We start from the raw sequence: 13,239 nt of genomic DNA, 5'->3' as shown, positions 1-13,239 counted from the left end.
CACCGACACCATTGCGCAATCCATCCGAGCGCACGAAACTGAGGAACCTTCGGCCGCCCCTCCTAACGCCGGCACGGAGGTGGGTAGCACGCCGACCCAAGCTCATGCACCTCGAAGTATCGAGAAGCGACTCTGCGACGATGACCACCCAGACGACGTATTCTTCGAATACACCGTCGCCCACATCCGTAGACGTAAGAACAGCCATCCGGAGGTCGGTCCCAACCGCTCAAGACGCGGACATTTCCGTTCCACCTGGCACGATGGCAAGGGACAGCCACACGATCTGGCCGAACAACGCAACAAGGAGCACCATCATGGCACTGCCTGTCTTAACACCCGAACAACGCGCCGAAGCACTGGCGAAGGCCGCTGAAGCACGCAAGGCGCGTAGCGAACTCCTCTCCGCAGTGAAAGCTGGCGACCTCAGCGTCGAAGCGGTACTCACGAAGGCCGAAACAGACGAAATCGTGAAGAAGACGAAGGTCTCGGCGCTGCTCAAGGCTCTCCCCGGCGTCGGATCCGTGAAGGCCGCGAAGCTCCTCGAGGAACTGTCGATCGCCGAGACCCGTCGTATCGGCGGACTCGGAGCCAACCAGCGCCAGGCACTGATAGAAGCGTCGTCCGCCTCCTGACCTTGGAACTGCCACAGCCTCCGGCCAACTCGAAGTGAGCTGGCTGGAGGCTGTTTGTCGAATTCGCGCGAAGGCGTGGACTCAGTGAGCGGCGCTGTACGCTTCCTCGATTTGAGCGGGGATACGTCCGCGCGCGGACAGCTGATAGCCCTCCGTGGTCGCCCATTCCCGAATTTCCTTTGCCCGCTTGCGCCCCTGCGACGTTTCTACTGAAGGAGTCGACCGACGCTTCCTTCCGCCGACTCGAGTTGCGTGCTCGATGTAGTAGGTAAGAATACTGCGGAATTCCCTGGCGTTCTTGTCCTTCAGGTCGATCTCGCAGTCGACGCCGTCGACAGAGAACGCAGTCGTCTCCCCGTTACCGTTCTTGATCGGAGTTCCGTCGATGTCGTCGATGCATTCGACAACAATCTTGCGCGCCACTATTCCACTCCTTCATCGTCGATAACCCGGGGAACACTACTGCGAAGTAATGTTCCCCTGCCACTCCGTGACAGGTTTCGAACAGAACACCGCTGATTCCAGCGTTGAGTAGGGCGGCGCGATCACTGCCCACTCGGCATAGGTCCCGGCTCACAACTCGCATCGCACTGGAGCCGCGAAAATTCAAGCAGTCCACATCCCGCCGACGGCAGGGCCTCTGGTTCACGGGCATGCGCGCAACCATGATGCCCCACCGCCAGCTGATACTCCTGGACCTACGCGGCCTGAACACCAACCGCGACAATGAATCCCCGATAGCGAGATGTCATATTCTCGGCGGGCGCGGACCTTCGGAGCCCGCGAGGAGCAACAACATGCGGCCATTGCGAGGATCCCTCGGATGTCCACACAGCTCAACAGGACCCCGAACTAAATGAATGCGACACTTCCAGATCCCGCTGATGCGAACGGAGGGAATGCCTTCGGCCGTCTCACTGAGGACGACTGCAAAAGGACACGATCGGGCAATCTGGTGAACAGATGCTCGCCGACAGTCCGGTGGTCGCCTCACCTCGATCTGGGCGATTTTCATGACACGCGGTCGATGTGGTTGACATCGCTGAAGAAGAAGCTATGTACTTTACAAATATATGGATTCCACAGAAGGACTGATCTCGATGCGTACTCACCGGTCCGCAGCCTCGGCGCTGGAGCTGTACTCAGCATTCCGGCAACAACATCCTCACACAGCGATACCCGAGAACTACGTAACTGAATGTGGCTTCCAGCTCGGTCGCTGGCAGTACCGCCAGCGCGTCGCGCGAATGCTCGGCACTCTTCCGGCAGAGCGCATTCACCAACTCGATTCAATCGGCTTCGTATGGAGCGAAGACGACGCCCCACTACCCGCGGTCACCCGGACAGACAGCAAGCGACGTCGAATGCTGGCCGAGATCGCCGCTTACCGTGAGCAGCATGGCAATGCACTCGTTCCCGCGAACTATGTCAACGCTGACGGCGAGCAGGTCGGTCAGTGGCTCTACCGGGCAGTGAAGAAGTGGAGATCCGATGCGCTACCAGACGAAGAGCGTGGCCCACTCGCCGCACTTGGAGTCTCTCCCGGTCCCCGCCCGCGCGGACCGAGAACCGCAGCGTAGCCACCGATCCCGACCCAACAGTCCCTCCGTCTAACAGGCATAGAGCAGTCTCTGCATCTTCGCACTATGCCCATTGCGGAGGTCCTTAAAAATCCAGGTGCGGGAATTGTCGTACGCCATCCGCCTGCGCGGTCGGACGTTCCCATGCCGTGCAATACGTACGCCCGTATTGCACGGCGGAATCCTCACCCACCCTCAAACCTCTCGGCGAAGGACACTGTTCAGCGTTCACTCACTGGGACAGGACTGCCCTACAGGGTCTTGTGCATTCCCGGCGGTCGCACCGCCCGCGACTACGCCAGGCCCATCTGCGCGAGCAGCTCCTCAGTGCGACTTAGGATCGCGTCGGCCTTCCGATCGATATCCTCGAACGCCTCGGCGAGGTCTCCCAATGCCCGGACATCCGCATACTTCCGAGCGATAGCCGCCTCATACTGATCGGCAAGTGTGTCCGGGCCGAACGATGTGAAGTCCATCCCGTTCTCGGAGCCGTCGACACAAGACGAGGACACCTCATCTTCCACCTCGACATCGGCAAGCCTGTCCGTCGGATCGGAGCGGGAATGACTCGCCGAAGTGACTCCCGTCAGATGCGCAGTAACGATCGCCGTGACCGACTTGCCGGACACCCCGCGGCGATCGCGGCGGAGTGCGGCGAAATGTCCCCACTGATCGAAGCTCGGCAGCAGGGGCCCGTCCTGGCCCTCCCGCAGACCCGGCAGCTTCCCGTAGGGCTCCACTGTGTCATCGGCGATTTCATGAGCACTGGCAAGACTTCGAGCGAGCACTCGGTTCGAGGGGTAGCGATCGAAGAACGCCTGAAGGCGTGCCCATCTCAGGTAGATCGCGACAGGGCAGCACCGAGGGTCGTCCGCTAATGGGTGCAGCTCCACAGCGTGTCCGGCGCCGACGGCCACGATACTCCCGTCATACGTGACGTCGCTCCGTTGAAGGTCCCCCACCTCGATCGCGGACATCCCAACAATGCAGTTGAGCACCAGGATGAGCGCATCCCTTCGGCCAAACAGTCCTTGTGGCCAACCGACAGTTGGCAGCGTCAACAACGCCCCGCGTGCGGTGCGAGAGAGATCGTCGCGTCTACCTGCACGTGCTGACAGAACTTGGCGGATCACTCGAGCAGACCCAGGCGTGGGGTACCCACTGGCGTTGTGCACCCAATTGATCGCTGCGACACGGCGCCGTTGGGTGGACTGAGCCGCCGGATGCTCGTCAAGGAAGCTCGCGAGGGCAAGGGGATCAGCGGGGAGCGCCGACGCCGCCAGCGCAGTACACCAATCAGCGAACAGAGCCCAATCGTATCGGTACTGTGCACCCTGACCCTGCCGGGGAAACAGCGCGGAAAAATCCTGCACGCCTTTGATTTCCGACTGCCCGATCGTCACAGTACGAGGCTATGCAATACGATGCCGCCGATCACGCACCCGAGCCATGTGTCCCCCAGAGAGTTCTCTTCCCGAGTCGGCCTGCTGCCCCCTCCGCACGTTCGGCCTCGTCCCCCGGGCCAGCCGCGCAACGGACGAAGATGCAACCGCACGCTCACCAAAGCCCCGCCCTCTGTCACCTTCGCTCCCAATAGCGAGATCGGGCCCGGAGCCCAACTCTTCTTACGCTCGCTCCCAAGACCACTCACGACACTAAGCCGTGCGGCGCAAAGATCGGCAGCGCTGCGAGTCGTTGTCCAGGCGCCCCGCAGCAGAGCCGGCCCGCAACGACTCTCCCCCTACCCTTTCGACGAACTCGTGGGAATGGCCGGCAAGGGCTGCGCGCCGCCGTATCGCGGCATGAATTGCAGCGCCCGAGAGCGCGCCCGAGTTTATGTTGCCGTTCGCACGGATCGCACGGAAAACCGGTAGCGCCGGATCCTGGACAACTGGCGCTGCGGAAAGGCAGACGTGGCCTTCGAACTCCTCGTGTTGGTGGAGCAACCGAATCACACCTGGACGACCGAAGCCGTCGACAGCCGAAACCACCTCGAGCCAGCGCCTGTAGGCACACGGCGCGCACATTGTGTGATCCCGCGATGACTCGACATGGTTGATCAAGCCATCAACCAGACCCCCGTGCGGACCTGGAATCTGGACGCGAAGATCCCCGTCTCCGCACTGGGCCACGTCGGCAATGGTGAGCATGGACAGCTCGCAGCGCCGAAGTGCCCCCGCGAAACCCATGAGCAACAGTGCGCTGTCACGGCGCTCGCGCGCACGCTTGACCCATGTCGTCGCGTCACGACGGCTCGCATCGACAATTCCTTCGAGCTCGCCGATACGAAGTGGGTGCGCCCGTTTGGTCGGGCGGTCACCGTTCTGCTTGTACGCCCTTCGCGCGTTCGCGAGCGCGTCTTTGACACACGGCGACCGACCGGGCAGGGGCAATCCAGATGCGCGGTGCCAATAGTTGATGGACGCCACCCACCGACTCAATGTCGCAATGGAGTACATCCGATCGCCCACCTCGGACCGCGTCTCCGCGCTCTCACGCACATAGGCGGCGACAGCACGAGGATCGGTCGGCATCAATGAAATTTCACCGGGCGCGCACCAACTCGCGAACCTAACCCAGTCCTGCCGGTAATTTCGTGCAGTGCTGGCAGATTGCAGCCGGTCGAGTTCGGCGACGATTCGATCGTCAACTCCCGGCAGCGACTCCGTCGCGTCACCGCCCGACGGAACGGTAGGCATGGCCTCCGCTGACGTCGAGCTTGCAGGGCGTGACACATCGTGATTGCTCACGCGCACATCATTCCAGGCGTAGCGGTCGTTTTCGTGGATCCGCCACGCCGTGCCGTGCTGGCACAGCTGCGGACGCGATGTTCTCGTTTGCCGGATGTGGTGATGCACGGTGCATCACCCCGGTCGCGCGGCCGACTGAAGCGGACCCCGCTCCCCACACCCTCACACGACCACCCCCTGACACTTCCTTCTGACGTTGATGGAACCCGAGGCAGCTCCCCGCAACAGTCGATCGCAACTTCCATTGCTCGGATGGCGCCTATACTCTTGGAAGAGGTCCTGACCTGGGGACTCTTCCTCACATCGAGTGCTGAGCTCCTTTTAGCGTGGGTCTGATAACAGATTGTGGAAGTGACTGGACCTAGCTACTTGCCTTCGCCGTTTCCGCAGAATACTTACCGCTCGCCGAGGGGCAGACGGGCCTAGATCCCGCTGCTAGAAACCACACCGAAACCTCTTGACCAGGCATTTCGTTGCCATCAGACGTGATGGCTGCGGTCAGCATGACTTGTGCAACGGTTCCCCATTTTGCGCCGGCACGCGATAACTGGTTGGAGGCACTGCGCCGACGGCTTTGCGCTCATTGACGATGACGTGACGAATGCCTTCGGCCCCGCTTCTCGCTCCGAGCTATCAAGACCCGTTTGCAGGCGTCCCTTCTACCGAGACTGGGGCCGTCACTTATCTCGAAAGTGATAGGACAGCCCCTTCCCGGCGTTTCGTCAAGTGACGTAACACCGGGTGGGGGTGCGGCGGGCTAAATGTGGGTGGGTTCCAGGCGTGGCCGCGCACCTAAGAGCGGATTCCAGGCGTTACTCGGCGACACTCTTCACCGATCGCCCCGGCCAACCAGAGACCGCAGTGGCGACCATGCTAATGGCCTTTGGTATGGCCTTGCATATGGCCTTACATGAGTTGTTCGTGGCAGCTGAATCCAGGAGTTGAACATGGACGCCAATCGCGCTCTTGGTGGTGCACCGAAGGCCAGCCGGCACCCACCCCCGCTCCCCGGCCCGGGTATGCAGCAACGAGAGCTATTTCCCCCTCTGAACAGGAGGTTTATGGCTCCGCGCTTCACGAGAGGCGCCAGGCCGCCTTCGGCTGCCGTCAGCAAGACCAGGTTCCTACCTCGCCACTCCGTGTCGGGGAACGACCCACCGTGGCACCGAATGGTCGGTGTCGAGCAGGCAGAGACCACTCCCCCACCGCGCAGATTCGGGCAACAAGAGAACTAATTTCGTCGCTATGTGAACCGTTCACGTCTGCCAATCTGAACGAACAAAATACCCTCTGAACTGCTCGTATATCTATGGCCTTAAATATGGCCTTGGCAACGTCCTTAACAAACACCGTGATAACCGCCGGTGACATGATCGTCACAGTCACCTTGTTTATGCCCAGATACACCGCCCTCGAATAGGCCGTGTACACGAACATCAACCCGACCTTTCGCAAGACGGCCCATGAGGCCACTGTCAACACCATTCACAAAGCCTTTACCAAGACCTGTTGCGCAACCTTTCCAACCACCATTGAACAGGCGTGGGTAATAGCCTTAGCAACGGCGATACTCATGACGTGTTGCACCCCCTTAGACAGGGGCGTGTCGTTGGCCATCTAGGAGACCGGCCAGCCGTACCGTGCTATGCATGTCACCAACGCAGCCCCCGCGCAGTGTGCTCATCGCCAACCAAAAGGGCGGTGTCGGCAAAAGCTCGATCGTCGCAGCGGTCGCAGGCATGGTCTCAGCCGCCGGACGCCGGGTACTCGTCGTTGACGCGGACCAGCAGGCAAACGTCACAGCCTCCGATCTCGGAGTTGAGGGAGACCGCGGGAAGGGCCTCAGCATGGCCCTTCAGTACGCGCACCCGCTCGAACCCACCCGAGAGGTCCGACCGAACCTCGATCTCATCCCCGGAGGACCGGCACTCGCGGTGATCGGCGCGATCGCAGCGACCGCCGCCCAATCAGGAATGGATCTGCGGGGCAACCTCGTGTCCACCCTCACCGAATTGCAGTCCGTCGAACACTACGACCTGATTCTGATCGACTCGGGCCCCGGAGACGCCCCACTGCTCGACGCACTGCTGGGTACCGCGCGGTACCTCCTCGTGCCGACCAAGGACGACGATGCAAGCCTGTCGGGAGTGGAGCTCCTCGCGGCCCGCTACCTTCGCGCACGGGAGAACGGTTCCCTCATCCAACTTCTCGGTGTCGTTCTCTTTGACGCGAACCCACGCGCGACAGCGCGGAACCGTGAAGTTTTCGAGCAGGTTGAGGACCTGCTCGAAGGTAGCGGCGCTGCTCCGTTCGAAACCTTCATTCGCTCTGATCGTGCAGCCGCCGTCGATCTCCGGATCCGTCACCTGACCCCCGCGGAACTGGTCGCCGCCGCCGAGGATCAACTGAAGAATCGGATCCAGCGGCTGCGCGACAAGAAGCGCCTTGGAGAGCGTTTGTGGTCCCGAGACCCGTCCGGTCTCGCGAGTGACTACCAATCCCTTACCCGAGAAGTTCTCAGCCGGTTGGCGTCGGCGGAGAAGGACGAAGTCTCCGGGGGAGTGGCGTGAGTGCACGACGCCGGAAGGCCGCGTTCGATCCCGGAGCTCTTGGAGATCTCGACGATTTGCTCCCCACGCTGAGCATCGTCACCGAAACGGTCGACGAAACGACTGCCCCGCAGTCCGCACCCTCATCGGACGACCCAGAAAGCGATGCAGCGGCCACCGTACCGGAACCGTCACCCGCAGCGTTGCCCGATCCCCCCGAGTCGGACGACGCGTCGCCAGAATTGCCGAACGCTGAAACTGAAGCCCCCCAACTGCAGTCCGAGGCTTCGAAGCCGGTCGTTGCGCCCCGTCGGAAACCCAAAACACGCAGCGACAGCAGCACGGTGCCAATCCGGACCGCCCCTCCTGAGGTCTATCTCCCCCCGGCGGTATACACCGCACTGCGCCAACTCACGCTCGAGGAAAGACAGCGTGACCGCGCAACGGCGCGTCCCTATGGGCAAGTAGTCCTCGACGCTGTTGACAGGCACGCCGGCGAACTTCAACGCCACTGGAGCGCCGCAGAACCTCAAGCAAGCGCTGGACTGTTCAAGCGGCGCGAGGCAGGTGCGCAACCGCGCCGCCGACGGCACAGCGAGATTCAAGCTCGTGTGCCTCTTGCCGGGATCATCGGTTCCGATACCGCCACACTCGATGCTCTAGCCGAAGAGTGGTCCGCGGGTAGCCGTAGCGCGCTGGTCGAACACGCACTCCGCCTCTATTTGGGCGTCAGACCAGACTGAATAACGGCAACCGCACCAGGACACGCGCGAATCGATAATCGAACGGAGCGGGGAACCGGGGGAGGGGCGTCCAGTCGTGGAGAGAGCCATCGTCGCCTCAACAAAGTGGCGGTGGCGTCCCCAGCCCATCGGACACCACATCGCACGCGGACCCTCCGGGAAAAGGTCGTCACTGCGGACACCCGTCCCGATATGGTGACGCGGTGGCCGAAACAACGTTCTCCCGAGACACGATCGTGGGTCTGGTCGCACTCCTCACGGTCGGTCTCGCGGCACTGGCGCCCGGCCTCTCGCTGGGCTGGAAATGGGTCAGTGGCCAGGGCAGCACGTCGGTTACGGCGATCTTGATTCTGATCCTTCTGATCTTCGGCGGCAGTGCGGCAACGGCGTACGCATGCCGTGGACTCTGGAGCCGCTTCCGTCGTCCAACACACGATTGACTGCACCGTCCGGCACGGCACGATCAACGCGGGAAGGGGACAGCCCAGCCCTATCGATCGTGGCGCCGGAACCGCGCCGCCGACCACACCGACTTGGCTCGCGACCCTCGCTTGGTAGCCCTCGCTTGCCTATGACGATCCAGCAGAGGGCTTACCCGCCGCGGCGATTGCATCGACGGCTTGTCACAGGCCCTTCCGCCTGCCTCTAGAGCTCTCCACGCCACCCGCCTTGCCTCACACCGCCTTACCGGGCTCCAACGGCTCGGCGTCGGGCTGAATCGCGCGACCATCGTTGTAGGTCTCGGCAATCACTCTCAGTTGCGCTGCGAACGCCTCCTGCGTGAACTGCATAAGCGAGTACGGTCGCCCGGTCTTGCGACGCACGAGGCGTACCGCGGCCCGGGCGAGCGCGTGCAGATCATGGGGCACATTGACTGTGCTCGTCCCACGTGAAGGCCGCATGTGCCGCCCAACATCGTTCACCACAGGTGGCCTCCAGTCCCTACGCGACCACTGCCCGTTGTCCGAACAGCCCCAGCTTCTGCATGTGAGTCAGCGCAGCTCGGTAGTCGCTGGTGACCGTCTTTGCCCTGTAACCGTAGATCGGCACCGGAACATAGTTCGTGTAGGCCTCATCCACGATGCTCGCGCGACGGATCGGGGGCGTCACCCTGTCCTCGTATTCGCTCAGCAGATCGTCCATCTGCTCACGGTAAACGTCGCCGATCGGGGGGACTGCGCAGGGGACGATGGACAGCAGCGGAACGTCGACGCGGTAGGTCCGCTTGATCTTCCGCAGTTCCTGCTCCAACGCCGGGATGCCTTCGTTCTCCTTGCCGGAGGGCTTCGTGCATGTGATCAGGCCCCACGATCCGTACGGCCCTTCCTCATCGACGGTTGTCGCGAGGATGCCGGCGATCACCAGAACATTCAAGGAGCCGGGGGAGTCGATCAAGGTGACGTCGACAGGATCCGCTTCCTCGAGGGCGTCACGCAGATGAAGGACACCACCGGTTACTGCGGGCAGCTCCACGATCAGCTTGTCGAGTGTGTCACGAGCGGCGGGGACGATTGTGAGGTTGGGGATCTCCTCGTACACGGGTTGGTCGGCTTCGTCGTATCCCCGCAGCACCCGCGCTGGGCGTTCGACTTCTTTGATAGAAGCGTTGCGCCGGAGGACGTCGGCGGCGGTCTTGCCGGAGGCTTCCGGGTATCCGAGCCAGGTGCTTGCGTTTGCCTGACTGTCCATGTCGAGAACTCGGACGCGGTATCCGTCCTGGGCGAGCAGCGTGGCGGTCGAGGTGACCGTTGTGGTTTTGCCGGCACTGCCGGACAGGGTTGCTACTGCGTAGGTAGCCACGGGAACTCCTTGCGGTTTGAAGGTTCTGAATTCGTTGGTGTCCGCTTATGGGTGATGCACGGTGCATCACCCCGCGGCGGGGGCGAACTCGGTGATGCACGGTGCATCACCGACGTCAATCGGCGAGAGACAGTGCGCGGCGCGCGGCGTCGAGGCGGGCTTCCTCCCATGCGGTCGGCTTGTAACCGGCACGCTCGGACAGCAACTCCAAGTACGCGAGATCAGAACGGCCCCACTCCCGGGAGGAATCGGCTGCCGCGAGTTCGTAACCTGCAACCGCGCATGCCCAGGCGATCTCACTGCGGCGCTTCTCGTCGCCGTTCTCAACACTCACCCGGAACTCGGTGGAGTCGAGACCTTCCAATCCAACAAATGCCTGCGCCAGCCTCCACCCCTCCTTGCTCGTCGCCAGAGCGGAGATGCCATAGGCGTATTGGTCGATAAAGAAGGTCACCAACTTCTCCCGTGACGGAACGGAGGCCGCGAGCTTCTTGCCCGCTTCTCGACGCGCCTTCGCTGCCGCCGCCCCTGCTTCCGCTTCCCGCTTCGCGGCCAACTCGTCGGCATTGTCTTCGGCTCGAGCGGGTTTGTCGACGGCGTAGTAGACAAGCGTTCCTTGCCCGGGGTCGATCGCGCCGACGACTTTGGTGCTCGCGAGATCGATATCGGACACCTCGAACAGTCGATGCTCATGGAAGCTCTCACCGAACCGCTCGCGCGGATCCACGATATCGAGTCCCGCGGCCGATGCCTGCTCTCGGGACTTCCGTTCCGTCAGCACACGTTCAGCCGCGCGCGTCGGGCTCATTCCGCGATCAGAAATCAGCGTGAACGCCGCGAGCTGCTCGGAACGACGGGTATCCGAGCTTTGCGCCGGGTCTGGCTTCTTCTGCCAGCTCCGTGCGGGACCGTAGGGGAGCGCGCCCGCCAAAGCGGCGCCCTCGGCGCTTCGAATCGAGTCCTCCGCAATCGCAGCCTGGACCTCGGGGGCAAGGAGTAACAGCGACAGCCGCCTTGACACCGTCGCCTGATCGACGCCCAGCTTGTCCGCGATGGCACGCTGGCCCATTCCCAACTCGGAGTACCGAGCGAACATCTGAGCCTCGGCGATCTCCGAAAGGTCCTGGCGTCCGAGATTCTCCAGCGTCATGGCGTCGAGGTCGCCGTGATCGTCCATCACGGCGTCGTCAATTACCGCAGGAATCGTTGCCAGGCCGGCTGCGATGGCGGCCGCACGACGACGGTGCCCATAGATGACTACATACTCGGCATCGTCACCGATAGCGTGAGCGAGGTCAGGCCGCTCCGCGAGGAATCCCTCGCGCGTTACCAGCAGTGCGGGAACCTTGATGCCGTTTGCCCTGGCCCCATTGACTAGTTCATCCCACTTTGGGTCGCCAGTCTGAGGCTTGGACCTGTCCGGGTCATTGAACGGGTGCGGGGCGGTCTGGAGAACCGGAACCTGCACAACGGTCTGACCGTCGGCTGCAGCCAATCCGGCCAGCGCGGCGGTGATGCCGCCCGAGTTTGCATCACCATTCGCCTGCGTAGTAGTTACATCACCGGAGGCGGCGGCCGCGAGTTCCTCACTCTCTTCGCCGCCAGCGAACTTTCGGAACCGACTCGCTGTCTTCCTGCCTGCCGGTTTGCGCGCGGCTGGCTTTCGCTTGGTCGCGGCCGGACCGGTCGATGGACTGGCGGCCACCATTTCGGATGTCACTCCGGCGTTCATCATCCTCCATTCTGCGCATGCTTTGCATGTATTTAGATGGAGCGTACTGGGATCGATCTGCCTCCTTTGATATCTCCGGCGGCGTGTCGCCTATGCGGTGATGCACCGTGCATCACATCGCTTTGAACTCCGGGTGATGCACGGTGCATCACCGCCCAGGCAGTCGGATGAGGTTGCAAGCCGCGGTTAGGTTCGGCAGCGAAGAGTCCCAGCGCCCAGGTAAGCGTTCCACTGCCAACCGGTGATGCACCGTGCATCACCGCAGAGGATTCGCGATCAGCCTGGTTCGTCGTCCACTTGACCGCTAGGCGTGGCCGAGCCCCTTCCCTGCCGACTCCCTGTCGGCCTTTGGTGATGCACGGTGCATCACCAGAGGCGCACCCCACTCCCAAGTCAACACCGCCCGTGCGAAGCGGTGGCGCCCCACCGCGTCGGTCATGGGCCTCGACGTTCTTACCTGCCCCTTTGCGGTAACACCGCCACTGCAGAACCCGAACGGAGAGGACGCAGCGGACCGCATATCTCGAGGAGTCACGCAACATTTCGTAGACCACCTCACGGATCTCGCCGTGATGCACCGTGCATCACTGTCGGCGTAACCCACCCCATGCCGGGCCAAGTCAAGATCCCCGGGGCGAGGCGAGGTCCACACAACACGCTTCGCGGTGATGCACGGTGCATCACCGCAAGGGAGTCGCTCAGCGCGGCTCGTCGCCTACTTGACCGCCCGCGCGGCCGAGTCCTTCCGTTGTCGAGGCCTTCGGTGATGCACGGTGCATCACCGAAGGCCTATCCCACCCCAAACCGGGCCGAATCAATACCGCAGGAGCGAGGCGGGTGGCATGTCGGCGGTGATGCACCGTGCATCACCGCACAGGCAGTCGGATGAGGTTGGAAGCCGCGGTAGGCGCTGGCGACAAGAGTCTCACGCCCGGGTAGGACGGTCATTGCCAGACCGATCGATGAGGCGTTCGTTACGAAGCGGATCTTGCTCTACGGGTTGCAAGTCACGTCGAGGCGGTGAACCTTCACGCTCTTGTTGGGGCCGTATCAGCATCGAGGCCATTCCACTTGATGAGCCTCGTGGGAAACCTCCGCTGAGGGCTGGGGCCAATTGGAAGTGGCGTCATACCGGTCGCCGGCTAACTGGGTCCTGAGATGCAATGGACGGCCCCGCGCGCATGTCGGTTTCGCTCTAGCGATCGGCGGGGCATCCCGTTGCGCTGCACCCTTGTTGCTCCGGCATATTGACGCTCTCCCGAGTCCACTGCCTTGGTTCACCTTGGCGAGGCCGTCCCCCCAAGGCAGCGCAACCGGGCCTGGACGGCACCGGGGGAGTGGGCGTGTGACGACTTATGCAAGGAACAGGAGGATGGGACTTGAAGTTGACCAGCTAGCGCTCACGGGAGCGTCGCTCGATCGAGTCGTGGGTGATGCACGGTGCATCACC

The 13,239-nt window shown here is 62.5% G+C and carries 10 protein-coding genes; 4 read left to right on the top strand and 6 right to left on the bottom strand.

The genetic code is table 11. From position 1 onward, the window contains the following. Positions 1–317 precede the first annotated feature (317 nt). On the top strand, positions 318–635 hold the full coding sequence (gene mihF / locus AC1D1G_RS07565) for an integration host factor, actinobacterial type (RefSeq protein ID WP_005564740.1): 318 nt from the start codon (positions 318–320) through the stop codon (positions 633–635). Between the two features lie 81 nt (positions 636–716). On the opposite strand, the gene AC1D1G_RS07560 is transcribed toward mihF, so the two are convergent. Further along, complete coding sequence (locus AC1D1G_RS07560; protein ID WP_477951613.1) at positions 717–1,058, bottom strand: histone-like nucleoid-structuring protein Lsr2; 342 nt, start codon at positions 1,056–1,058, stop codon at positions 717–719. Positions 1,059–1,708: 650 nt separating this feature from the next. Here AC1D1G_RS07560 and AC1D1G_RS07555 point away from each other — a divergent pair. Then, positions 1,709–2,215 carry a helicase associated domain-containing protein gene (locus AC1D1G_RS07555; RefSeq protein ID WP_477951612.1) on the top strand — a complete coding sequence of 169 codons (507 nt, stop codon included), beginning with the start codon at positions 1,709–1,711 and terminating at the stop codon, positions 2,213–2,215. Positions 2,216–2,508: 293 nt separating this feature from the next. Here AC1D1G_RS07555 and AC1D1G_RS07550 read toward each other — a convergent pair whose 3' ends face one another. Continuing rightward, complete coding sequence (locus AC1D1G_RS07550; RefSeq protein WP_206016697.1) at positions 2,509–3,618, bottom strand: hypothetical protein; 1,110 nt, start codon at positions 3,616–3,618, stop codon at positions 2,509–2,511. 252 nt (positions 3,619–3,870) lie between these two features. After that, complete coding sequence (locus AC1D1G_RS07545) at positions 3,871–4,965, bottom strand: integrase (RefSeq protein WP_477951611.1); 1,095 nt, start codon at positions 4,963–4,965, stop codon at positions 3,871–3,873. Between the two features lie 1,649 nt (positions 4,966–6,614). Here AC1D1G_RS07545 and AC1D1G_RS07540 point away from each other — a divergent pair. Both AC1D1G_RS07540 and AC1D1G_RS07535 read left to right on the top strand, forming a co-directional pair. Next, entirely contained in the window at positions 6,615–7,535 is a 921-nt protein-coding gene (locus AC1D1G_RS07540) for a ParA family protein (RefSeq protein ID WP_043792356.1), read from the top strand. 925 nt (positions 7,536–8,460) lie between these two features. Continuing rightward, positions 8,461–8,697 carry a hypothetical protein gene (locus tag AC1D1G_RS07535; protein ID WP_242323783.1) on the top strand — a complete coding sequence of 79 codons (237 nt, stop codon included), beginning with the start codon at positions 8,461–8,463 and terminating at the stop codon, positions 8,695–8,697. A 234-nt stretch (positions 8,698–8,931) separates the two neighbouring features. Here AC1D1G_RS07535 and AC1D1G_RS07530 read toward each other — a convergent pair whose 3' ends face one another. From AC1D1G_RS07530 to AC1D1G_RS07520, 3 genes are all read right to left on the bottom strand, one after another. Beyond that, positions 8,932–9,126, bottom strand: coding sequence for a hypothetical protein (locus AC1D1G_RS07530; RefSeq protein ID WP_005571223.1), 195 nt, complete (start codon positions 9,124–9,126; stop codon positions 8,932–8,934). A gap of 73 nt (positions 9,127–9,199) precedes the next feature. After that, entirely contained in the window at positions 9,200–10,057 is an 858-nt protein-coding gene (locus AC1D1G_RS07525; RefSeq protein ID WP_005571224.1) for a ParA family protein, read from the bottom strand. 115 nt (positions 10,058–10,172) lie between these two features. After that, positions 10,173–11,792, bottom strand: a complete 1,620-nt coding sequence (locus AC1D1G_RS07520; protein ID WP_477951610.1) for a ParB/RepB/Spo0J family partition protein — start codon at positions 11,790–11,792, stop codon at positions 10,173–10,175. Between the last annotated feature and the right edge of the window lie 1,447 nt (positions 11,793–13,239).

This window comes from Rhodococcus sp. P3_B8 (assembly GCF_056402775.1).
This window is presented reverse-complemented; position numbering and strand designations above follow the sequence as displayed.